This is a genomic window from Arthrobacter sp. ISL-85, from assembly GCF_018613675.1.
In the GTDB taxonomy this organism is placed as follows: Bacteria; Actinomycetota; Actinomycetes; order Actinomycetales; family Micrococcaceae; genus Arthrobacter.
On record NZ_JAGGPQ010000026.1, the window covers coordinates 102,947 to 123,385 of the forward strand.

At 66.7% G+C, this 20,439-nt stretch carries 22 protein-coding genes, 5 tRNA genes and 1 riboswitch; of the genes, 5 read left to right on the top strand and 22 right to left on the bottom strand.

Annotation, left to right across the window (positions count from 1 at the left end):
• Positions 1-48 precede the first annotated feature (48 nt).
• The 8 genes from lgt to hisI form a co-directional block, all read right to left on the bottom strand.
• Positions 49-1,215, bottom strand: a complete 1,167-nt coding sequence (gene lgt / locus J7I84_RS19185) for a prolipoprotein diacylglyceryl transferase (protein WP_214946114.1) — start codon at positions 1,213-1,215, stop codon at positions 49-51.
• Between the two features lie 3 nt (positions 1,216-1,218).
• Positions 1,219-2,034 carry a tryptophan synthase subunit alpha gene (gene trpA, locus J7I84_RS19190; RefSeq protein WP_214946115.1) on the bottom strand — a complete coding sequence of 272 codons (816 nt, stop codon included), beginning with the start codon at positions 2,032-2,034 and terminating at the stop codon, positions 1,219-1,221.
• 29 nt (positions 2,035-2,063) lie between these two features.
• Entirely contained in the window at positions 2,064-3,383 is a 1,320-nt protein-coding gene (trpB, locus tag J7I84_RS19195) for a tryptophan synthase subunit beta (protein ID WP_214946116.1), read from the bottom strand.
• Between the two features lie 123 nt (positions 3,384-3,506).
• Positions 3,507-4,328 carry an indole-3-glycerol phosphate synthase TrpC gene (trpC, locus tag J7I84_RS19200; protein ID WP_214946117.1) on the bottom strand — a complete coding sequence of 274 codons (822 nt, stop codon included), beginning with the start codon at positions 4,326-4,328 and terminating at the stop codon, positions 3,507-3,509.
• Positions 4,328-4,615 (bottom strand): HGxxPAAW family protein, encoded by a 288-nt coding sequence (locus J7I84_RS19205; RefSeq protein WP_214946118.1) that lies wholly within the window; start codon positions 4,613-4,615, stop codon positions 4,328-4,330. The genes trpC and J7I84_RS19205 overlap by 1 nt, the downstream gene beginning before the upstream one ends.
• A gap of 105 nt (positions 4,616-4,720) precedes the next feature.
• The gene (locus tag J7I84_RS19210) at positions 4,721-5,398 is read right to left on the bottom strand and encodes a Trp biosynthesis-associated membrane protein (RefSeq protein ID WP_214946119.1); all 678 of its coding nucleotides are present in this window, start codon (positions 5,396-5,398) and stop codon (positions 4,721-4,723) included.
• Positions 5,398-6,960: an anthranilate synthase component I gene (locus J7I84_RS19215; protein ID WP_214946120.1), complete on the bottom strand. Its 1,563-nt coding sequence runs from the start codon at positions 6,958-6,960 to the stop codon at positions 5,398-5,400. Before J7I84_RS19215 ends, J7I84_RS19210 begins: the two co-directional genes overlap by 1 nt.
• Before the next feature lie 110 nt (positions 6,961-7,070).
• Complete coding sequence (hisI, locus tag J7I84_RS19220; protein ID WP_214946121.1) at positions 7,071-7,514, bottom strand: phosphoribosyl-AMP cyclohydrolase; 444 nt, start codon at positions 7,512-7,514, stop codon at positions 7,071-7,073.
• 112 nt (positions 7,515-7,626) lie between these two features.
• Here hisI and J7I84_RS19225 point away from each other — a divergent pair, with 112 nt between their 5' ends.
• Positions 7,627-8,271: a TIGR03085 family metal-binding protein gene (locus tag J7I84_RS19225; RefSeq protein ID WP_214946122.1), complete on the top strand. Its 645-nt coding sequence runs from the start codon at positions 7,627-7,629 to the stop codon at positions 8,269-8,271.
• A gap of 17 nt (positions 8,272-8,288) precedes the next feature.
• Here the strand turns inward: J7I84_RS19225 and hisF are convergent, their stop codons facing one another.
• From hisF to J7I84_RS19295, 14 genes are all read right to left on the bottom strand, one after another.
• Positions 8,289-9,065 (bottom strand): imidazole glycerol phosphate synthase subunit HisF, encoded by a 777-nt coding sequence (gene hisF / locus J7I84_RS19230; protein ID WP_214946123.1) that lies wholly within the window; start codon positions 9,063-9,065, stop codon positions 8,289-8,291.
• Between the two features lie 40 nt (positions 9,066-9,105).
• Positions 9,106-9,966 carry an ATP phosphoribosyltransferase gene (gene hisG / locus J7I84_RS19235; protein ID WP_214946124.1) on the bottom strand — a complete coding sequence of 287 codons (861 nt, stop codon included), beginning with the start codon at positions 9,964-9,966 and terminating at the stop codon, positions 9,106-9,108.
• Positions 9,967-10,050: 84 nt separating this feature from the next.
• On the bottom strand, positions 10,051-10,314 hold the full coding sequence (locus tag J7I84_RS19240) for a phosphoribosyl-ATP diphosphatase (protein WP_009358176.1): 264 nt from the start codon (positions 10,312-10,314) through the stop codon (positions 10,051-10,053).
• A 104-nt stretch (positions 10,315-10,418) separates the two neighbouring features.
• Positions 10,419-10,907, bottom strand: coding sequence for a 6,7-dimethyl-8-ribityllumazine synthase (ribH, locus tag J7I84_RS19245; RefSeq protein ID WP_018770776.1), 489 nt, complete (start codon positions 10,905-10,907; stop codon positions 10,419-10,421).
• Between the two features lie 33 nt (positions 10,908-10,940).
• Positions 10,941-11,675, bottom strand: a complete 735-nt coding sequence (gene ribA / locus J7I84_RS19250) for a GTP cyclohydrolase II (protein ID WP_214946125.1) — start codon at positions 11,673-11,675, stop codon at positions 10,941-10,943.
• The gene (gene ribB, locus J7I84_RS19255; RefSeq protein WP_214946126.1) at positions 11,672-12,385 is read right to left on the bottom strand and encodes a 3,4-dihydroxy-2-butanone-4-phosphate synthase; all 714 of its coding nucleotides are present in this window, start codon (positions 12,383-12,385) and stop codon (positions 11,672-11,674) included. Before ribB ends, ribA begins: the two co-directional genes overlap by 4 nt.
• A gap of 71 nt (positions 12,386-12,456) precedes the next feature.
• Positions 12,457-13,119 (bottom strand): riboflavin synthase, encoded by a 663-nt coding sequence (locus tag J7I84_RS19260; RefSeq protein WP_214946127.1) that lies wholly within the window; start codon positions 13,117-13,119, stop codon positions 12,457-12,459.
• Complete coding sequence (ribD, locus tag J7I84_RS19265; RefSeq protein ID WP_214946128.1) at positions 13,119-14,258, bottom strand: bifunctional diaminohydroxyphosphoribosylaminopyrimidine deaminase/5-amino-6-(5-phosphoribosylamino)uracil reductase RibD; 1,140 nt, start codon at positions 14,256-14,258, stop codon at positions 13,119-13,121. Before ribD ends, J7I84_RS19260 begins: the two co-directional genes overlap by 1 nt.
• 171 nt (positions 14,259-14,429) lie before the next feature.
• Positions 14,430-14,578: riboswitch (FMN riboswitch) on the bottom strand.
• Positions 14,579-14,617: 39 nt separating this feature from the next.
• Complete coding sequence (gene rpe, locus J7I84_RS19270) at positions 14,618-15,295, bottom strand: ribulose-phosphate 3-epimerase (protein ID WP_214946164.1); 678 nt, start codon at positions 15,293-15,295, stop codon at positions 14,618-14,620.
• A 115-nt stretch (positions 15,296-15,410) separates the two neighbouring features.
• Positions 15,411-17,039 carry an RsmB/NOP family class I SAM-dependent RNA methyltransferase gene (locus J7I84_RS19275; protein WP_214946129.1) on the bottom strand — a complete coding sequence of 543 codons (1,629 nt, stop codon included), beginning with the start codon at positions 17,037-17,039 and terminating at the stop codon, positions 15,411-15,413.
• Positions 17,036-17,956: a methionyl-tRNA formyltransferase gene (gene fmt / locus J7I84_RS19280; protein WP_214946130.1), complete on the bottom strand. Its 921-nt coding sequence runs from the start codon at positions 17,954-17,956 to the stop codon at positions 17,036-17,038. The genes J7I84_RS19275 and fmt overlap by 4 nt, the downstream gene beginning before the upstream one ends.
• Positions 17,953-18,555, bottom strand: coding sequence for a peptide deformylase (gene def / locus J7I84_RS19285; protein ID WP_214946131.1), 603 nt, complete (start codon positions 18,553-18,555; stop codon positions 17,953-17,955). Before def ends, fmt begins: the two co-directional genes overlap by 4 nt.
• Positions 18,556-18,633: 78 nt before the next feature.
• Positions 18,634-19,488: a cytochrome gene (locus tag J7I84_RS19290; RefSeq protein ID WP_214946132.1), complete on the bottom strand. Its 855-nt coding sequence runs from the start codon at positions 19,486-19,488 to the stop codon at positions 18,634-18,636.
• A gap of 104 nt (positions 19,489-19,592) precedes the next feature.
• Positions 19,593-19,664: transfer RNA gene (locus J7I84_RS19295), tRNA-Val, on the bottom strand.
• 325 nt (positions 19,665-19,989) lie between these two features.
• Between J7I84_RS19295 and J7I84_RS19300 the strand changes: the two genes are divergently transcribed.
• The 4 genes from J7I84_RS19300 (at position 19,990) to J7I84_RS19315 (ending at position 20,419) form a co-directional block, all read left to right on the top strand.
• Positions 19,990-20,062: transfer RNA gene (locus tag J7I84_RS19300), tRNA-Gly, on the top strand.
• Between the two features lie 47 nt (positions 20,063-20,109).
• Positions 20,110-20,180: transfer RNA gene (locus J7I84_RS19305), tRNA-Cys, on the top strand.
• A 37-nt stretch (positions 20,181-20,217) separates the two neighbouring features.
• Positions 20,218-20,289, top strand: a tRNA-Val gene (locus J7I84_RS19310).
• 57 nt (positions 20,290-20,346) lie between these two features.
• Positions 20,347-20,419 (top strand) — tRNA-Gly (locus tag J7I84_RS19315).
• The last annotated feature ends 20 nt before the right edge of the window (positions 20,420-20,439 follow it).

Below are 20,439 nucleotides of genomic sequence, written 5' to 3' on the forward strand. Positions count from 1 at the left end.
TTCGGGCTCTTCGAGCGGTGGCTCTACTGCCCTGCCTGGGCCGGCGCCCTACTTGCCGGTGCCGGCCTCCGATGCGGGTTCCGTGGCTGTGCTGCCGGAGTGTCCGGCAGCGGTCGCATCCGTTCCGGGCGTTGAGCCGGCCGGTGCCGCCGCGGCTTCTTCCGTGGGGTCGGAAGCATGCCTGGAACCGCTGTGGTTATCACGGAGATTACCACGCGAATCACTATCTGAGACAACATCGTCCGGATCACGGACTTCTGTGACGGCCCCGGAATGTGGGCCCGCCGTCACGGGCTGGTCCGGTTCACGGCCGGCAAGGTACACGGTGTCCGGTTCCGGGCGGCCCTTGCGGCCGAGGAGGAGGAAGGCAGCCAGGGCCGCGAGGAAAACAAAGATGCTGGTCCAGACGTTGAGCCTGGTGGTGATGCCCAGGATGTTGATCTGTTCGGCATCATCTATGCGCATCATTTCAATCCAGACCCGGCCCAGGGTGTAGTACATGGCGTACAGCCAGAAGAGCCTGCTCCGGCGGAAGTTGAACCGCCGGTCCAGGGCCAGCAGGATCACGACGCCGGCCAGGTTCCAGAGCGACTCGTAGAGGAACGTGGGGTGGAAGAGGGTGTCCGCAGGCATGCCGGCGGGAAAGTTGGGGTTGTTGGCGTCGATCTGCAGGCCCCACGGCAGGGTGGTGGGGCCGCCGAAGAGTTCCTGGTTGAAGTAGTTGCCCCACCGGCCGACGGCCTGGGCCAGGAGCAGTCCTGGTGCCGCGGCATCGACGAAGGCGCTCAGCTTGACGCCGCTGCGGCGGCAGCCGATCCAGGCGCCGACGGCACCGAGGAGCACGGCGCCCCAGATTCCCAGGCCGCCCCGCTGGATCTGCGGGATCAGCGAGAGGTCGCCGGTGCCGTCGAAGCCCGGACCGAAGTAGGCGTCCGGTGAGGACACCACGTGGTAGAGCCTGCCGCCGATGATGCCGAAAGGGATGGCCCAGATAACGATGTCCCAGACGCTGCCTTCAGGGGCTCCGCGTTTGGCCCAGCGGACCGACGTCAGCCACAGGCCCACGATAATGCCGGCCAGGATGCACAGGGCATAGGCGTGGATCCGCAGGCTGCCCCATGGGAGGGGAATATCGAAGCCGGACCAGTCCGGGCTGGGGATGCTGGCAGGCATCAGGGTGGGCGCCAGGGCGGCTGCCTGAAGGAGTGGCTGCATGGCTTAGGCCCCGGTTCCCTGCGTCAGGCCGGATTCCCGGGCCAGCCCGGTGCTGAGGTCCTTGGTGAGGGCGCCGACGGCGTCCACTCCCCCGTCGCGAAGTGCGGCGACCAGGGCAGTGCCCACGATGACCCCTTCGGCGTAAGCGGCGATTTCACGGACCTGGTCCGCGGTGGAGACGCCGAGTCCCACGCAGACGCGTTCGGCGCCGGCGCCGTGCGCGGCGGCAACAACATCCTTGGCGGCGGTACTGACGGACGTCCGGGCACCGGTGACGCCCATGATGGAAACGGCGTAGACGAACCCGCGGCTCGCATCGACGGTCCGCTGCATGCGTTCAGGGGTGGACGACGGCGCCACCAGGAACACCCGGTCCAGGCCGTACTTGTCCGAGGCTTCCATCCATTCGGCGGCTTCGTCCGGAATCAGGTCCGGGGTGATGAGCCCGGCGCCTCCGGCCTCGGCAAGCCTGCGCGAGAACTCATCCACGCCCATGCGGACCACGGGGTTCCAGTAGGTCATGACCAGGACGGCGGCGTCGGTCTTGCTGGTGATGCCGGCAACGACGTCGAATACCTGCCTGACGTGGAAGCCCTTGGCCAGTGCCTCGGTGGTGGCCGCCTGGATGACCTGGCCATCCATGACGGGATCGGAATAGGGAATGCCGATCTCGATCAGGTCGGCACCGTTCTCCGCGAGGGCAATGCCCGCGGCGATGGTCTCCTCCACGCTGGGGTAACCCGCCGGGAGGTAACCGATGAGTGCCGAGCGTCCCTGGGAACGGGCCCTGTCGATGGCTGCTGCCGACTTGCTGGTCATTTCTGCCCTCCCGGACGTACCTGCACTGCTCACAGCTGCTCCCCCTCTTTGCCGATTTCGGATTCGGCCGAATTCTTGTCCAGCAGGTCAAACCATTCGGCTGCGGTGGCCACGTCCTTGTCGCCGCGGCCGGAAAGGTTGACGATGATGATCTTGTCGGCGGCCGCTGCCGGGTCTTCCGCTGCAAGCCGCTGGCCCACCTTGATGGCTCCGGCCAGCGCGTGTGAGGACTCGATGGCAGGGATGATGCCCTCGGTGCGGCACAGGAGGCGGAAGCTCTCCATGGCTTCGCTGTCCGTGATGGGCTCGTAGCTGACCCGTCCAATGTCGGAAAGGTAGGAGTGCTCGGGGCCGACGCCGGGGTAGTCCAGGCCGGCGGAGATGGAATGGGACTCGATGGTCTGCCCGTCGTCGTCCTGCATCAGGTAGGAGCGTGCGCCGTGGAGGACGCCGGGCTTGCCCAGGGTGATGGTGGCGGCGTGCCGGCCGGTCTCGACGCCGTCGCCCCCGGCCTCGAAGCCGTAGATCTTCACGGAAGGATCGTCAAGGAACCCGTGGAAGATGCCGATGGCGTTGGAGCCGCCTCCGATGCATGCGCAAACGGCGTCCGGGAGGCGGCCCTCCTGCTCGAGGATCTGGGCGCGGGCTTCCTCGCCAATGACCTCGTGGAAGTACCGGACCATGGCCGGGAACGGGTGGGCGCCGGCCGCGGTCCCCAGCAGGTAGTGCGTGTTGGCAACGTTGGCCACCCAGTCCCGGAGGGCGTCGTTGATGGCGTCCTTGAGTGTCTGTGACCCGCTGGTCACGGGCACCACCTTGGCGCCCAGGAGTTCCATGCGGGCGACGTTCAACGCCTGGCGGCGGCAGTCCTCCGCACCCATGTAGACCACGCATTCCAGGCCCATCAGGGCCGCAGCGGTGGCGCTGGCTACGCCGTGCTGGCCGGCTCCTGTTTCTGCGATGATGCGGGTCTTGCCCATGCGCTTGGCGAGCAGCGCCTGGCCCAGGACGTTGTTGATCTTGTGCGACCCGGTGTGGTTGAGGTCCTCGCGTTTGAGGAAGACCCGCACTCCCCCGGCGTGCTGGGAGAACCGCTTTGCTTCGGTCAGCAGGGAGGGACGGCCGGAGTAGTTCTTGTTCAGGTCGGCGATCTGCGCCCGGAAATCGGGATCGTCCTTGGCCTTGTTGAAGGTCTCTTCAAGTTCGTCCAGGGCGGCGATGAGGGACTCGGGCATCCATCGCCCGCCGTAGTTGCCGAAGTACGGCCCCGGGGCGTGGCGGAGGGATCCCCCCTGCAGGAATGCTTCCGCGGTGTTGTTGTCAGCGTTTCCTGAGGGTGCGTCAGCCATCAGTCCTGTCCTGTTCGATCGAATTGGTCAAAGATGTGCAGCTCCGGCGGGAGGCCGGAAAGGTATGCCCATCCTGCAGGGCCAAAGGTTCCCGGCCCCGCAGGACAAATGTGGTGCCGTGCCTCAGCCGCGTGCGGCGATGGCGGCGGCACCCGCGGCAGTGAATTCGGCGATGCGTTCCCGCGGGGTGGCGTGGCTTACCAGGGCCTCGCCCACCAGTATGGCGTTCGCGCCGCTGGCGGCGTAGTGCGTGACGTCGCCGGCGTCCCGGACCCCAGATTCGGCAACCACGAGGGCCTCTGCGGGAATGAGGCCCGCCAGTGAGGCGAAGACTGAACGATCGACGTCGAGCGTCTTCAGGTTGCGCACGTTGACGCCAATGATCCGGGCGTTGGCCGTGACGGCCCGCTGGATTTCTTCCTCTGTGTGCGTCTCCACCAGTACGTTCATGCCGAGTTCCCGGCTGAGGGCGCTGAATTCAGTGAGCTGGGCGTCAGAGAGCGCGGCGACAATAAGGAGGATGAGGTCGGCGCCGTGGGCGCGGGCCTCCCAGATCTGGTACTCGTCGAGTGTGAAGTCCTTGCGCAGCAGCGGGACGTCGACGGCGGCGCGCACGGCGTCCAGGTCGGCCAGGGACCCGTTGAAACGGCGCTGTTCGGTGAGGACGCTGATGACGGAGGCACCGCCGTCGGCGTACTGCCGGGCGAGCGACGCCGGATCCCCGATGCTGGCGAGATCGCCCTTGGACGGGCTGCGGCGCTTGATTTCGGCGATGACTTTCAGCTGTTCCCGGGTTGGCGAGGTTCCACCAAGGGCCGCCCAGGCATCGCGGGCAGGCGCCGCGGCCTGGGCCAGGTCCTTCAGCTCAGCCAAGGAAACGAGCCGTTTCCTGGCCTCCAGATCCTCCCTGACACCGGCGTTGATGTCATCGAGAACAGTGGCCATCAGTGGCCGGAGTTCTTCAGCTTGCTGCCCTCGACGCCGTAGCCTGCCTTGCGCATGACGTAACCGAGGATCAGGCCGATCACCATGACAACGGCGCCGCCGATGAAGATGGGGGTGCTGGCGATGACGAAGGCGATGGCTGCGATGAGTGCGCCTACGAGCATGACGATCACGCAGGTCCAGGCGGCCGGGCTGTTGCCGTGGCCCAGTTCCTGGCTGTGGTCAATGGCGCCGGGGGCCACCGTGCGGCTGCCTGACTTGGAAACGGACGCAGGTGCTTTGCTCATGGAAAATCTCCTCAGGATGGATACTGCTTACATTCTGCCATTTTTTGGCCGCCGCCCGCGTACCGCCGGGCTCGACGCCCAGGCCCTTGCAGGCGGCCGCTGGCCTTAGGTGGGGTCCTCGCCGCGGGAAAGCCGGTCCCAGCTGTCGATCTCGTCCACGGGCCCTGCCGCTGCAACGGTCCCCGCGGCCCCGGCTGCGTCATACTTGGTGCGCGTCTTCCAGTAACGGGACGCGGGCAGGATCACCAGGGCTGCCAGCGCGAGCAGGCAGCCGGCGACGACGGCGAGCACCGGGAAGGGGGTAAGTTCAACGTGCGCCTGGCTTCCGGAAATACCCGTGGCACCTGCGATCGTTCCCTGCGCGGCCGCAAGCGGGTCCGCCAGTACAGTTGCTGCAGCCGCGACCACACCGGCCGAGGCAAGAGCGATGATGGCGGTGATGACCCAGCGTGCGATCCTGCCCGCAATGGCGGCCGCGAGTCCGCCGGCAAGGGCCACCAGGGCCAGGGCCGTAACAGTGGTGGCGGCCTTGCTGCCCTGCACCTGGATGGCGCTTTGCGTGGCGGCGGCCTGGCCCACCTGGTTGGGGTCCAGGGTGGCGGTGATCCAGGTCTGGGTGGTGGTGCCGAAGGCGGCCAGGGCAAGGAGGGTGATCAGCAGCACCAGCGTGGACTTGCGCGCCCACACCGGGGTCCGGCTCTTCCCCGCCTTGCGCGCCTTGGCCGCATTGCCGGCCGTGCCTGCGGTGCCTGCCGGGTCCGCCGTTGCTCCGGAACCAGGCATCAGGAATCCGTCCGGCCGGGGAGGGATTCCGCGGAAATGTTGTGGAGCGATCCCGCGGTGTGCACCGCGCGGAGCGGTGCGGCGGCCTTGTTGACGGTTTCCATCGCCTCGGTGGGATTCACCGAGTCCGCCACGATGCCGCCCCCGGCCTGGACATAGGCGCGCCCCTCCCGGATCAGCGCGGACCTGATGGCGATGGCCATGTCCATGTCGCCGGCAAAGTCGAGGTAGCCCACCACACCGCCGTAGATGCCGCGGCGGTGCGGTTCCAGTTCATCGAGGAGGCGCAGCGCCCTGGGCTTGGGGGCACCGGAGAGCGTGCCGGCCGGGAAGGTGGCCTTCAGCACGTCGTAGGCTTTGGCCTGCGGTGCCAGCCGGCCCACCACGGTGGACACCAGGTGCATGATGTGGCTGAAACGCTCCACCTCCATGAACTGGGTGACATCAACGGTGCCGGCCACGCAGACCTTGGAGAGGTCGTTGCGGGACAGGTCCACCAGCATCAAGTGCTCGGCGCGCTCTTTCTGGTCCGCCAGGAGTTCCTCGGCCAGGGCCTTGTCCGCTTCGACCGTTTTCCCGCGCGGGCGGGAGCCGGCGATGGGGTGGGTGATGACTTCCTCGCCGGTGACGGTCACCAGCGCTTCCGGGGAGGAGCCGACGATGGAGTATTCGCGGCCGTCGGCGTCGGCAAGGCTGAAAATGTACATGTAGGGGCTGGGATTCGTGTTGCGCAGCACCCGGTACACGTCCAGCGCGGACGCCTGGCACTCCATCTCGAAGCGGCGCGAGATCACCACCTGGAAGACCTCGCCGTCCACGATTGCTTCCTTGCCGCGGTCCAGGGCGGCCAGGTACTCGGCCTCGTCCCAGCGCTCCTGGACGCTGGACGCGAAGTCCAGGGCAGCAGGTGCCAGCACGGACACGGGCTGCACCACGGGAGCGCTGACCTTGGCCAGGAGTTCCTTGACCCGGGCCACGGCGTCGTGCCAGGCCTCATCCACCCGCTCCGAGCTGTTGTCGAAATTGATGGCGTTGGCGATCAGCAGGACGGTGCCGTCCACGTTGTCGTGCACGGCCATGTCAGTAACCAGGTTCAGCGCCATTTCCGGCAGCTGCAGATCGTCCTCTGGTGGGCTGACCAGCCGCTCCCAGTGCCTGACGGTTTCCCAGCCGAGGAAGCCCACCAGGCCGGAGGTGAAGGGCGGCAGTCCGTCGAACCGGTCGGTGCGCAGGGCATCGATGGCGTCGCGGATGGCGTCCACCGGGCTGCCGCTGACCGGCACGCCTGCGGGTGGTTCGCCGAGCCAGTGCGCCTGGCCGTCCTTGGTGGTCAGGGTGGCGCGGGACCTGGCGCCGATGAAGGAGTAGCGTGACCATGCTCCGCCCACGGCCGCCGATTCCATGAGGAAGGTCCCGGGCTGCCCCTGGGCCAGCTTCCGGTACAGGCCGATGGGGGTTTCGGCGTCGGCGAGGACCTTGAGCCTGACGGGAATGACGCGGCTGTGGCCGGCGAGTTCCCGGAACTCCTCGAGGCTTGGGCTGATGGTTCCGAGGTCCTGCATGGCTGTGCTTGTCCGCCTGTTCTTCGAGAGGCCCGGCGTTGCCGGCACCTTGGATGTGCTTTGCTGGATGGCCGTCGCGGGTGGAATCGCCGGCTGGGCGGCGGTGCCGCTTAGCCCGCCTGGCCCGCCACCACGTCGAGTGACCTGCCATCGAAGCAGGTGCGGGTCCCCGTGTGGCAGGCGGCACCCACCTGGTCGACGCGTATAAGCAATGCGTCACCGTCACAGTCCATGGCCACGGATTTGACCCACTGGACGTGTCCGGAAGTATCCCCTTTGCGCCAGTATTCCTGGCGCGAGCGGGAGTAGAACGTCACGCGGCCGGTGGTCATCGTGCGGTTCAGGGCTTCATCGTCCATCCAGCCGAGCATGAGCACTTCATTGGTGTCGTACTGCTGCACCACGGCAGCCACCAGCCCGGCGGCGTCGCGCTTGAGCGCAGCGGCCACTTCCTTGGGGAGCGGGCTTGCCTGCGGCGAGGATTCAGCGGCCGACGGCGGCGCCGGGGACACGGCGGATCCTGCGGCGTGGACGGGGGCTGGCTGCTCAGACATCGGGTCAAGTCTAGTGCCTTCGCCCGTCCGGTCTCCTGTTGTGAACAACGGCACGCCACCGCCCGCTGCCGTGCTGCCCAACTCCTCACCACTCGTGCTAGTTTTCCAAGTGATGCATTTCGTCGAACCATCCCGAGAAGTCCTGGCCGAAACCCTGCTTGCGGCCGGCCCTGATGCGCCCACGCTGTGCAAGGGCTGGCGTACCAGGGACCTTGCCGCGCACCTTTACCTGCGCGAGCGGAAAGCCGCCGTCGGGCTTGGTTTGATCATCAAGCGCCTGGCCAAGGCGTCGGACCAGGCCACCGCCAGGCTGGCCGCCAAGCTCACCAGCAATGAGGACTACGCCCGGCTGGTGAACACCTTCCGGGCCGGCCCGCCGGCCTTCTCCCCGATGAGTATCCGGGCGCTGGACGAGAGCGCCAACCTGATCGAGTACTTTGTGCACACAGAGGACGTCCGGCGCGCCGTGGACCGGTGGGCCCCCCGCGCGCTGGACGAGGCATACTCGGAGGCGCTGTGGGACGAACTGGTCAAGCGCGCTGCCATCCTGTACCGGGGCGTGGACCTGGGCATTGTCCTCGTCCGCCCGTCCGGGCCCCGCCACGTCGCCAAGCGCGCCCCCGTTTCGGTGGCAATCGTCGGCGAGCCGGGCGAACTGCTGATGCACGCCCACGGCCGCACCCGCCACGCCCTGGTCACCTTCGAAGGCCAGCCGGACGCCGTCGCCCTCCTCCAGTCAGCGGAAGTAGGGCTCTGACACACTGCGGGTGGGGACTACCGAACTTCGAACCCGGCTGCCCGGATGGCGTCCTTGACCTGGGACATCATGTTGTCTGGCCCCCAGTGGAAAATCGAGGCGGCCAGGACGGCGTCCGCACCCGCGGCAACGGCAGGCGGGAAGTGTGCCGGCTCCCCCGCACCCCCAGATGCGATGATGGGGACCTTGACGGCGGCCCGGACCAGTTTGATGAGTTCAAGGTCGAAGCCGTCCTTGGTGCCGTCGGCGTCGATCGAGTTCAGCAGGATCTCCCCCACCCCGCGGTCTGCCGCTTCCCTGGCCCACTCAATCGCGTCGATTCCGGTGCCGGTGCGGCCGCCGTGGGTCGTTACCTCAAATCCCGACGGCGTGGGCCGGGATCCCGGCCGGGTGCGGCGGGCGTCAACGGACAGGACCAGCACCTGGGAACCGAAGTGCCGGGTGATCTCATCGATGACATCGGGCCGGGCCACGGCAGCGGTATTGATGGAGGCCTTGTCCGCACCGTAGCGCAGGAGCTTGTCCACCTCGGCCACGCCGCGGACGCCGCCGCCAACAGTGAGCGGGATAAACACTTCCTCGGCCGTGCGCCGGACAACGTCGAAAGTGGTCTCCCGGTTGCCCGACGACGCGGTGACGTCAAGGAAGGTCAGTTCGTCCGCGCCGGCGTTGTCGTAGCGGTGGGCGAGCTCCACCGGGTCGCCGGCATCCCGGAGGCCCTCGAAGTTGACGCCCTTGACGACGCGTCCGGCGTCGACGTCAAGGCAGGGAATGACGCGTACAGCTACTGCCATGGGAACTCCTGGATATTTTGTGGTGCTGGGGTGCCGGTTATCAGATACGGCAGGCGTGGATACTGCTGACCAGGATGGCGCGGGCGCCGAGGTCGTAGAGTTCATCCATGATCCGGTTGGTTTCCTTTTTGGGCACCATGGACCGGACGGCCACCCAGTCGGAATCACGCAGCGGGGAAACCGTCGGCGATTCAAGGCCGGGAGTCAGGCTTGCGGCCTTCTCCACGAGTTCCTTGCGGATGTCGTAATCCATCAGCACGTACTGGCGCGCCACAAGGACGCCCTGGAGGCGGCGGATCAGGACTTCAATTTCCTTGGCCGTGCCATTGGCAGCTCCACCGTTTCCGATGCGCCGGATCAGGACGGCCTCGGATTTGAGGATGGGTTCGCCGAAGATCTCCATACCGGCGGCCTTGAGGGTGTTGCCGGTTTCCACGACGTCGGCGATGGCGTCCGCGACCCCGAGGCGCACGGAGGATTCAACCGCACCATCGAGCCGGACTACTTTGGCGTTGATGCCGCGTTCTGCCAGGTAGTTGCGCAGCAGGCCGTCGTAGCTGGTGGCCAGGCGTTTTCCCTCGAGCTCGGCGGCCGAGCTGAAATCGCCCACGGGACCGGCAAAACGGAATGTGGACGCCGCGAACCCCAGCGGAAGTAACTCTTCGGCTTCCACCTCGGCGTCCAGCAGCAGGTCGCGGCCGGTGATGCCGACGTCGAGCGTTCCCCGGCCCACGTACACGGCAATGTCGCGGGGGCGGAGGAAGAAGAACTCAATGTCGTTGTCCGGGTCCACCATGACCAGCTCGCGGCTGTCGCGCCGCTGGCGGTATCCGGCTTCGGAGAGCATGGCGGAGGCGGCTTCGGACAGGGAGCCCTTGTTGGGGACGGCTACTCGCAGCATGGGAGATTCTTTCTGGGGTGAGAGGTCTTGGTTTCAGGCAGTGCAGGCCACAGGGGGCCCGGCGGCAGCGCGCCGGACCGGTGGCTACAGATGCTTGTAGACGTCTTCCAGGGTCAGGCCTTTGGCGAGCATCAGGACCTGCAGGTGGTACAGCAGCTGGGAGATTTCCTCGGCCGCGGCTTCATCGGATTCATATTCGGCAGCCATCCACACTTCGGCTGCTTCCTCAACGACTTTTTTGCCGATGCCGTGAACACCGGACTCCAATTCAGCGACGGTGCGGGAGCCTTCCGGGCGGGTGGCTGCCTTCTCGCTGAGCTCAGCGAACAGCGTCTCGAAATTCTTCACGCCCTCCAGCCTACTTGCTGCGGCCGCGGGGACGCTTCCCGGGCGGTTGCATGACGGGCGCGATGTGATGGAATACACACCGCGCCCGATCAGCGTGCTGCCGCTTAGCTCCGGTACTGCTTCAGGACGACGGCGGTGGCCAGCGCCGCGGTCACGGCCTCGTGGCCTTTGTCTTCCTTGGAGCCGGGCAGGCCGGCACGGTCCAGGCCCTGCTGTTCGTTGTCGCAGGTGAGCACGCCGAAGCCCACGGGCACGCCGGTGGACACGCTGACGTCGGTGAGGCCCGACGTCGCGGCCTGGCAGACGTAGTCAAAGTGCGGGGTCCCGCCGCGGATCACGACGCCGAGGGCCACCACGGCGTCAAAGTGCGGGGCCAGCCGCGCGGCAGCGACGGGGAGCTCGAAGCTGCCGGGAACGCGCAGCACGGTGGGCTCGGCGATGCCGGCATCCTTGGCAGCGCGGAGTGCGCCGTCCAGGAGCCCGTCCATGATCTGCGTGTGCCAGCTGGCTGCGATGATGGCCAGCTTCAGCTGCGAGGTCTCGGCGGGGTTGAGGGTGCTCAGGTCAATGTCGGGGGCGCCGTGTCCGCTCATGGGTTTCTTCTGTTCCGTTCGTTTGTGAAGACGTCAGTCTTGTTCGTGGTCGTAAGGGGTTTCGGAGGCGACGACGGGCACGGGAGCCACCTGGGTGTCCAGCAGCAACCGGTGTTCCATCCGGTCCTTTTTGGTGCGCAGGTAGCGGATGTTCTGTTCGCGGGACGGGACCTCGGTGGGAACCATTTCCACCACCCTCACCCCGGCCTTCGCCAGTCTGTTCTGCTTGTCCGGGTTGTTGCTTAGCAGCCGCACCTCGTGCAGTCCCATTTCCGCCAGGATCTGGGCCGCGGCCTTGTAGCAGCGGGCATCAACCGGCAGGCCCAGCTGCTCATTGGCCTCAACGGTGTCGAAACCGGCTTCCTGCAGTGCGTAGGCCTTGATCTTGTTGGCCAGGCCAATACCGCGGCCCTCCTGGCCGCGAAGGTAGAGCAGGGTTCCGCCGTTGTCCCGGATCAGCTCCAGTGCGAAGGCAAGCTGCTCCCCGCAGTCGCACCGGTAGGATCCGAAAACATCCCCGGTGAGGCACTCGGAGTGCAGCCGGACAAGGGGCGCTTTTCCGTCGGTGGGAGCATTGGGGGAACTGACGGCCAAGTGCTCCACGCCGGTCACCAGGTCCGTCCACGCCTGCGCCACGAAGTCACCAAAGGCGGTGGGCAGTTGCACCACCGGCCCTCCACTGACGGGATGGGGCGCCTCACCGGACATCGGGTGGGACTTCCGGTGACCGTTGTGCGGGCTGTCGTCGCTGGCTGCCGCTGCCGTCATCGTTTCTCCTTTTCTTCACCCGGGATCACCCGGGCATCCTCTTCCAGGCCTCCCCCGGCCCCGGCTTCAAGATACGCCACCAGGTCCTCGATGGAGATGAGGGGGCACCCATGTTCCGCTGCGAACGAACGAAGCCCGTCCAGGCGCATCATTTCGCCGTCGTCGTACACCACTTCCGCGATCACCCCTACAGGCTCAAGGCCTGCGAGGCGGCACAGGTCCACAGCGGCCTCGGTGTGGCCCTGGCGTTCCCGCACACCTCCGTCAACTGCACGGAGCGGGAAAATATGCCCCGGCCGCGTCACGGAGGCCGGACCGGCCTGCGGGTCCGCCAGGATGCGGGCGGTCAGCGCCCGGTCCGTGGCGGAAATTCCTGTGCTGACCCCGATGGCCGCATCACAGGAGACGGTGTAGGCGGTGCCCTTTGCGTCCTCGTTGACGGCCGTCATTGGAGGCAATGCCATCGCATCGGCGCGGTCACCGGTCAACGGCACGCAGATAACGCCCGAGCTGTAGCGGATGGTCCAACCCATCAGCGCCGGCGTGGCGTGCTGGGCGGCGAAGATGATGTCACCTTCGTTTTCCCGGTCCTCGTTATCGACCACCAGCACCGGACGGCCGGCGGCCATGGCTCGCACGGCGTCCGCGATGGAGTCCAGTCCCCTGCCGGGTCCGGACGACGCGCCGCCCGTAACTGGGTTGCTGGTCACCGGGTTGGTTTGCACAGGATTGCGGGCCGCGGGGCCACTGGCGACGGCGGGCTCCAGCCGTACCGCAGCGTTCACTTGGCACCTCCCGCAATGGCGGCTTCGCCGCTGCCGGCCGGTGCCCCGGCATCACGGAACGCAAGCAGCCGTTCAGTGTACTTGGCCAGGACGTCGACCTCCAGGTTCACCCGGCTGCCCGCGGTTTTGGTACCCAGGCCGGTTTCGGCGAGGGTGGTGGGGATCAGGCCCACTTCGAACCAGGGTTCCTGTTCGGCGGCCGGGCTGACGGCCGTCACGGTGAGGGAGACGCCGTCGATGGCGATGGAGCCTTTCTCGGCGATATAGCGGGCCAGGTTGGCGGGGACACCGAAGCGCAGCCGCTCCCAGTTGCCTTGGGGTTCCCGCTCCAGCAGGACGCCCACCCCGTCCACGTGGCCTTGCACCACGTGACCGTCCAGGCGGCCGCCCGCGGGAACGCAGCGCTCCAGGTTGACGGAGTCACCCGCAGTAAGCTCGCCGATGGTGCTCCGGACCAGGGTCTCCCCCATGACGTCCACGCTGAACTCCTTGCCGTCAATCGCGGTTGCCGTGAGGCAGACCCCGTTCACGGCAATGGAGCCGCCCAGCGCCAGTCCTTCGGTGGAAGCGGGCGCGTGCAGCCGGACGATGGCGCTGGTGTTGCCGTCCCGCTCCACGGACAGCACCTGCCCCTGCTCGGCAATAATTCCGGTGAACATCAGTAGCCTCCCTGGGCTTGCTCCGCGTTATCGCGGGTAGTTTGGTGATCGAGTGCAACTTTCCGTTGCGGTCTGAGGTGGAGTCGCAGGTCCCGGCCCAGCGTCCGCACCGCGCCGCCGTCGGACGCGTCCCACTCCCATTGCTGGGCGTCCGGAAGGCTGGTGATGCCCAAGCCGTTCAGTGCGGGGGTGCCGGACCCCAGCAAGGTGGGGGCCAGGTACACGATGAGTTCGTCAACCAGGCCCGCCGACAGGAAGGAGCTCAGGATTCTTGAGCCGCCCTCGACCATGACGTGCCGGACGCCGGACGAGTACAGCATGGACAACGCTTCGTGGGGGTCACGGGTGGGGAGGTGGACAGCCAGACCGTCATCGCCAAGGATTGCGGCGTCATCCGGAACGTTGCGGAAGCCCATAACGGCACGAACCGGTTGCTTGCGCGCAGGGTTGCCGGAGGCATCGCGGGCGGTCAGCCGCGGGTTGTCCACCAGCACGGTCTGGGTCCCCACGAGGATGGCGTCGATGCGGCTGCGGATTCCGTGGTTGTCCGCGAGGGACTCAGGGCTGGAGATCCACTGGCTGGTGCCGTCTTCGGCGGCGATCCGGGCATCAAGGGTCTGCGCGATGTGGAGGGTGACGAACGGCCGCCTGGCAGCCACCGCCTCAAACCACTGGCGGTTCAGGTCCAGGGCTTCGTCGGCGCCCAGACCGCTGCGGACCCGGACCCCGGCTGCGCGCAGCGTTGCGGCGCCACCGGCAGCGGGGTCATGGGGGTCATCCACGGCGTAGACCACATCCGTGATCCCGGCGGCAATGATCGCTTCCGTACACGGCCCCGTACGGCCCACGTGGTTGCAGGGTTCCAGCGTGACCACCATGGTGCAGCCGGAAATGTCCAGTCCGACGGCGGCGGCCTGGGCAATGGCGTCGGCTTCGGCATGTGCGGTGCCGGCACCGCGGTGGTAGCCGGCAACGAGGTGCCGGCCGTCAGGGCCCACGACGACGGCGCCCACCAGGGGATTCGCACCGCGTGGGCCTTTCAGTGCTGCCTGGAGGGCATCCTCCATGGCGCGGGTTTCGGCGGCGCTGAAGGCAGTGACCACTCCTACGGCGGGCTGGAGCTTGACGGCGCCCGTCATGCGACGGCCGTTGTGGAGTTGGTGCCTGCCTTTGAAGCGGCAGGACTTGCGGCGTTAAAGAGCCATCGCTGGGGGTTCATTCGTGTGTCGTTCCTTCCCTGTCGAACCGCGATGGCTCCGGGGATACGACAGCAGAACGCTGCGGAGCCCAAAGGCTGCGCAGATACAGCTGTACGTGCTTCTCTCATCCAGACTTTAACTGTCGGTACCGGAATTCCACCGGTTCAACCGTCTGCCGGAGGCCTCCTGGGAGAACGCCGGCGCGCGGGTCGCGGACTGTCACCGCCGGTTCGGACTTACACCGACCCCGGAGCACGTATGTGTGTTGTTATTCTGCCACAACCGGAATGGGTTCCCGGTTATTCCGTCGCCGCACGTAATGTCCGGCTGCCCTTTGCCCGCAGCAGGTCGATGGCCGCGGACGGATCATCGGCGCCGTACACGGCGGAACCGGCCACAAAGACGTTGGCCCCGGCCTCGGCAGCGCGGGCAATGGTCTCTTCCGTGATGCCGCCGTCCACCTGGATGGCCACCCCCAGCCCGGAGCCCTCCACGGCCGCACGGGCCCTGCGGATCTTGGGCAGGGTGATGTCCAGGAACGCCTGGCCGCCGAAGCCCGGTTCCACGGTCATGATAAGCAGCATGTCCAGCTCCGGCAGCATGTCCAGGTAGGGCTCCACCGGGGTCGCGGGGCGCAGTGCCATCCCCGCCTTGGCTCCCCTGCTGCGCAGTTCCCTTGCCAGTTTGATCGGCGCAATCGAGGCCTCTGCGTGGAAAGTGACGGACGCAAGGCCGGCGTCCGCGAATCCGGGCGCCCAGCGGTCCGCATCGGCAATCATCAGGTGGGCATCGAGCGGAACCGGGCTGACGGCCTGGATCCGCTGCACGACGGGCAACCCGATGGTCAGGTTGGGGACGAAGTGGTTGTCCATGACGTCCACGTGCACGGCATCGGCGTTGCTGATCCGCTGCAGTTCGGCCTCAAGGTTGACAAAGTCGGCGGAGAGGATGCTCGGGTTGATGCAGCATTGAGTCACGGGGATGCCTTTCACTGAAGGTGCTTTGGTCTCACGGTGTTGTGGTCACGGGAAAGCTGACCAGGCGGCGTTCTTCCGGGTCTAGCTTTCGTTCCTGGTCAGGCTTCCGCCCCGATCATGCTTTCTTTTTTATGAGGGCCAGGAACATCGCGTCGGTGTGGTGGATGTGGGGCCAGAGCTGGGCCGTCAGCTCATGGCCGGCACCGAGGCTGCCGGTCAGGCTGACTGCGTCCAGGGCGGCACCGGCGTCAAGGAGTTCGAGGTCGGTGCGCTTCCGCACGACGTCGGCAACAACAGCTGTGGTTTCGGCAGGATGCGGTGAACAGGTTACGTAGGCCACCACGCCCCCTGGCCGGACAGCCGCGAGGGCAGAAGCCAGCAGTTCGCGCTGCAGCGGACCGAGGTCTGCGATGTCCTTGGGCGAGCGGCGCCACCGGGACTCGGGCCTGCGGCGAAGTGCCCCAAGGCCTGTGCAGGGAACGTCCACCAGGACACGGTCATACCGCTCCGGCTGCTCCCCTCCCACGTCCCGGCCGTCCCCGGTGCGGACCTGCCAGCTGCCGTGCGGAATGGCGGACAGTGCCTGGCTGACCAGCTTGGCGCGATGCGGGGCAGGTTCGTTTGCGAGAAGCGTGGCACCCCGCTGGTGTGCCAATGCGCCAAGGAGCGCAGCCTTTCCTCCGGGCCCGGCGCAGAGGTCCAGCCACGCTTCAGGGTCTTCGGCCATGGATGCACTTCCAGCGCCGCTTCCTCCTCCTGGCGTTCCGAGGTCCACTGCGGCCAAGGCCCGTGCCACCAGCTGGGAACCGACGTCCTGCACCCTGGTGGTACCGGCGCGGACAGAGGCCAGGCGGCCCAGGTCTCCGCCGCTGGAAAGTGCAGAGCCTTCAACCAGGTCCCCGGGGGTGGCGCCGTTTTCCAGTGCCTCGTCCAGGCTGCCCAGTCCGGGCAGGGCCACGAGGTTGACGACAGGTGCCTCGTTGTCTGCTTCCAGCAGTTGGTCGATCTCGGCTGCAGAACGGCCGTGCGCCACGAGCGACTGGCGCATGGCCCGGACGATCCATTCGGGGTGGGCGTACCTCACCGCGGCTACCTTCGTAGCGTCGGTTTCGCCTTCCACCAGCAGGTCTAGCCATTCCTCAAGGCTCCGGGCGGCGACCTTGCGAAGAACGGCGTTGATCAGTGTGGACGGGCCGGCGCCGATCACCGCCCGGGCGAGCCCCACGGTCTGGTCCAGTGCCGCGTGGGCGGGGACCCGCATGGCCAGCAACTGGTGGGCACCGATGCGGAGGGCGTCCAGGATGGCCGGGTCAAGCTGGGCGAGGGGACGGTCCACGCATCGCGCCAGGACAGCGTCATAGGTGCCTTGGCTGCGCAGGGCCCCATAGCTCAGTTCGGTGGCGAAGCCGGCGTCCCTCTTGTCCAGATGGTGGTGCCGGATCCGTGCCGGCAGCACCAGGTTGGCGTAGGCGTCCTCAGCCGCCACGGCGCGCAGCACTTCGAAGGCCACCAGGCGGGCGGGGTCCGCGCGCCTGGTTCGCTGGGACGGCGCCTGCTCAGTGAAGCTCCGTTGCGGCCCGCGGTTGCGTTCCCGGCCCTTGGCATTCCGCCGGCTGGCGTCCCGGGTGTTGCCGTTGCCCCGACCGCCGCCGGCAGGTCCGCCAGCGCCCTGCGCGCCTTTCCCGGCGCCGCTGCGTCCCCCGGAACTTCCCCGTCCGCCTGTGTTGCCTTCGGACCCGGTCATTCGAACACCACGCTCTCCAGTGAAGCCAAACCGCGCGCCCAGTCGGCGGCGGCCATCATCTTTTTCCCGGCGGGCTGGATCCGGGTAAGTTCCACCGCGTGCGACCCCGTTCCAACCAGTACGGATTTCCCCTCCAGCGCCACGGACCCCGGGGCAAGCCGGGAAACCTCCGGCCGCAGCCGGACCGGCTCGAGCTTGACCCGTTGCCCATCCAGCAGGGTCCATGCACCGGGCTCGGGGGTGACACCGCGTGCCTGCCTGCTGATGGCAAGGGCCGGATGGGCCCAGTTGACGTGGCCATCCTCCAGGGTCAGTTTCGGCGCAAGCGAGACATCGCCCGCCTGTGGCTGCGGTGATGCTTTCCCGGCGTCGATGGCAGACAGCGTCTGGGCCAGCAGTACGGCGCCGCTGTGGGACAGCCGTTCAAGGAGATCACCGGCAGTGTCCTGGGGTTTGACCGTTTCCGTCAGGGTGCCGAAGACGGGTCCGGTGTCCAGGCCTTCCTCAAGCTGGAAGGTCACGGCGCCGGTGACGTCGTCGCCGGCCATGACGGCCCGCTGGACAGGCGCCGCCCCCCGCCAGGCCGGGAGCAGGGAAAAGTGCAGGTTGACCCAGCCGTGGTGCGGTATGCGGAGGGCATCGCGGGGAACCAGGCCGCCGTAGGCAACGATGGCCGCAACGTCCGGCTGGACGGCGGTAATACCGGCTATGGCTTCGGCATCGACCCGCGCGGCGTGGATCACCTCAATGCCCAGTTCAGCAGCCCGTTGCGAAACGGGCGACGGCGTCAGCACACGTTTCCGGCCCACCGGCGCATCGGGCCTGGTCAGGACGGCGACGACGTTGAACCCGGCATCAACAAGTGCGTCCAGGGATGGAACTGCGACGGCGGGTGTCCCCGCGAAGAGGACCCTCACCCGGCTGCGCCGAAGCTGGAGCCGGGGGTGCTGGTTCCGCCAAAGCTTGCCCCGCCGAAGCTCGACCCAACACTCTTGGCGCGTTTGGCTGTGGTGCGCTCGGTGACGGCGTCGTATTTGGCGTTGCGGATGGACCGCAGCGCTGCCTTCCGGTCTTCGCCCTCAAGGCGGTCGGTGTAAAGGATGCCGTCCAAGTGGTCGTTCTCATGCTGGAAGCAACGCGCCAGCATGCCTTCCGCGTCGATGGATACCGGGTTCCCGTGCATGTCCACGCCGGTGATCCGCGTGGCTCGGAACCGGCGGACCGGGAAGCCGAGGCCCGGGATGGACAGGCAGCCTTCCACGTGGTCCGGCTGGTAGTCCTCGCTGTTCTCCAGGACAGGGTTGATGATGTGCCCTTCGACGCCGTCGATCCGGTAGGTGAAGATGCGCTTACTGACGCCAATTTGGGGAGCGGCGAGCCCGGCTCCGTCCACATCCTCCATGGTCTCGGTCATATCGGCGACCAATTTGGCAAGCTCGGGTCCGAATTCCGTCACGGGATCGGCAACTGTGCGCAACACAGGATCGCCGATGATGCGGATATTCAGAATGGCCATGCGCTGTGTGTCCTCACGGTTGGCGGCAAAGGGAACCTATCCAGTTTAGGTGCAGTCTCTTCACGTGCACCGTTTGCCCTAGGCGGTGCGGGCCAGGGGCGGGGGCGCAATCGGCAGTAGCGCGGTTCCTGCACCGATGGTGTCCGCGGACAGTTCCCAAACCCGGCGCAGGGCGCAGAACTTCCACCAGTGATGCTTAAGGACTTCGGGGTTGGCGCGGACGGGGCGGACCTCCGTCTCGCCAATAGCCACGGCCAGCAGGACCGGGTCTTCCCCGTACTTCCAGGGCTCCCAGGTTCCAGCCTCCGGATCCACGAGGCTCTCTTCCGCCTTCATGCCGGCCACCAGCTGCATCACCACTTTGTCATCCAGGGGTTTGACCTGTCCGTCCCGCGTGGTGCCCTTGGTCTTGTAATCGATAAGGCAGATGCGTCCATTGATCCTTGCCACGAGGTCAAGGGTTCCGGCGTACCCCACAGAGTGGTTCCAGACCGTGATCTCCGGGGCGATGGGCTCCACCTGGAAGAGTTCCCACCATTCGTCGAAACGAACGGCGAAGGCTTCCTCCCCGTTTGCAGCCAGCGCATCGCGGGCTTCCTTCATGGCATGCGGCCGTCCGAGCGCACGCAGCGCCACCTGCTCGCAGTAGGTGTGGACGCGGTCCCCGCGCCGGGCGGCGTCGTCCCGATAGGCCTCGGCAGCCTTTGCCGCACGGTTGATGGCCTGCTTGATTTTGGCCGGGCTCCCCAGGCAGTCGGAGAGCAGCGGATCATTGGCCAGGCTGCTGGCACCCATGTAGCCGAACCAGCCGTCGAGGCCATGCGGCTGCTGGCCGATCACCGTAGTGATGGATGGGACCGAAAACTGCTCAGACGTCGATCGTGCGTACATCCGGCCGTATTCGGTGGCGTGGGCGAGAAGCGGATCAGTCATACAAAAGACTCTTTCACAGGGGGCCGACAAAATCTCCGGCGGCAGGAGCCGCACGCAAAAGAGGTCCGTTTCCGCTGCTGATGAGCGGAAACGGACCTCTGCGGTGGGCGATACTGGGTTCGAACCAGTGACCTCTTCGGTGTGAACGAAGCGCGCTACCACTGCGCCAATCGCCCCGATGCATTTGAATGCTAGCCCACCTCTGCCCCAATTCAAAAATCAGCGGTGCCGCCCTGAAGTCGGGGCCGGCGCCGCGCTATCCCCCGCCCGCAAACAGGCCGGAGCACCACAGCGGACAGCACCAGACCTGCATCGAGGCCTTGACCCCGCCCAAAATTACACGCCTGTAACTTCCAGGATCCGCAGAATCCCGCGGTTGTACGGGGGACGTTACCCCGGGGCGCCCGGGCGATTTGGAGTTTCCCCGAACCTCCTATATTGTTTTTACTCGTTGGAACGCGAGGAAATGCCGGAAACGGCAGGGATTCAAGCCTCCAAAATGCGGACGTAGCTCAGCTGGTAGAGCACCACCTTGCCAAGGTGGATGTCGCGAGTTCGAATCTCGTCGTCCGCTCGCAGGACACTGTCAGAGCAAATATTCTTCGGAATTGACGCTTACACGGTGGGTTGGCCGAGAGGCGAGGCAGCGGCCTGCAAAGCCGTATACACGGGTTCGAATCCCGTACCCACCTCGGTGAAAACCATGGTTTCCGGACTTCCGGATGCAATGGGCGATTGGCGCAGCGGTAGCGCGCTTCCCTGACACGGAAGAGGTCACTGGTTCGATCCCAGTATCGCCCACTCGGCAAGGCGGCTTGCCGGCAGTACCACCGGTTATCCCGGGACAATCTGCACAATGCGGACGTAGCTCAGCTGGTAGAGCACCACCTTGCCAAGGTGGATGTCGCGAGTTCGAATCTCGTCGTCCGCTCTCTTATATCCCATATGCCG

Excerpts from the sequence above, each read along its gene's own strand:
- lgt (WP_214946114.1), bottom strand. The coding sequence starts at position 1,215 with ATGCAGCCACTCCTTCAGGCAGCCGCCCTGGCGCCCACCCTGATGCCT.
- trpA (WP_214946115.1), bottom strand. The coding sequence starts at position 2,034 with ATGACCAGCAAGTCGGCAGCAGCCATCGACAGGGCCCGTTCCCAGGGA.
- trpB (WP_214946116.1), bottom strand. The coding sequence starts at position 3,383 with ATGGCTGACGCACCCTCAGGAAACGCTGACAACAACACCGCGGAAGCA.
- trpC (WP_214946117.1), bottom strand. The coding sequence starts at position 4,328 with ATGGCCACTGTTCTCGATGACATCAACGCCGGTGTCAGGGAGGATCTG.
- J7I84_RS19205 (WP_214946118.1), bottom strand. The coding sequence starts at position 4,615 with ATGAGCAAAGCACCTGCGTCCGTTTCCAAGTCAGGCAGCCGCACGGTG.
- J7I84_RS19210 (WP_214946119.1), bottom strand. The coding sequence starts at position 5,398 with ATGCCTGGTTCCGGAGCAACGGCGGACCCGGCAGGCACCGCAGGCACG.
- J7I84_RS19215 (WP_214946120.1), bottom strand. The coding sequence starts at position 6,960 with ATGCAGGACCTCGGAACCATCAGCCCAAGCCTCGAGGAGTTCCGGGAA.
- hisI (WP_214946121.1), bottom strand. The coding sequence starts at position 7,514 with ATGTCTGAGCAGCCAGCCCCCGTCCACGCCGCAGGATCCGCCGTGTCC.
- J7I84_RS19225 (WP_214946122.1), top strand. The coding sequence starts at position 7,627 with ATGCATTTCGTCGAACCATCCCGAGAAGTCCTGGCCGAAACCCTGCTT.
- hisF (WP_214946123.1), bottom strand. The coding sequence starts at position 9,065 with ATGGCAGTAGCTGTACGCGTCATTCCCTGCCTTGACGTCGACGCCGGA.
- hisG (WP_214946124.1), bottom strand. The coding sequence starts at position 9,966 with ATGCTGCGAGTAGCCGTCCCCAACAAGGGCTCCCTGTCCGAAGCCGCC.
- ribH (WP_018770776.1), bottom strand. The coding sequence starts at position 10,907 with ATGAGCGGACACGGCGCCCCCGACATTGACCTGAGCACCCTCAACCCC.
- ribA (WP_214946125.1), bottom strand. The coding sequence starts at position 11,675 with ATGACGGCAGCGGCAGCCAGCGACGACAGCCCGCACAACGGTCACCGG.
- J7I84_RS19260 (WP_214946127.1), bottom strand. The coding sequence starts at position 13,119 with ATGTTCACCGGAATTATTGCCGAGCAGGGGCAGGTGCTGTCCGTGGAG.
- ribD (WP_214946128.1), bottom strand. The coding sequence starts at position 14,258 with ATGACGGGCGCCGTCAAGCTCCAGCCCGCCGTAGGAGTGGTCACTGCC.
- J7I84_RS19275 (WP_214946129.1), bottom strand. The coding sequence starts at position 17,039 with ATGACCGGGTCCGAAGGCAACACAGGCGGACGGGGAAGTTCCGGGGGA.
- def (WP_214946131.1), bottom strand. The coding sequence starts at position 18,555 with ATGGCCATTCTGAATATCCGCATCATCGGCGATCCTGTGTTGCGCACA.
- J7I84_RS19290 (WP_214946132.1), bottom strand. The coding sequence starts at position 19,488 with ATGACTGATCCGCTTCTCGCCCACGCCACCGAATACGGCCGGATGTAC.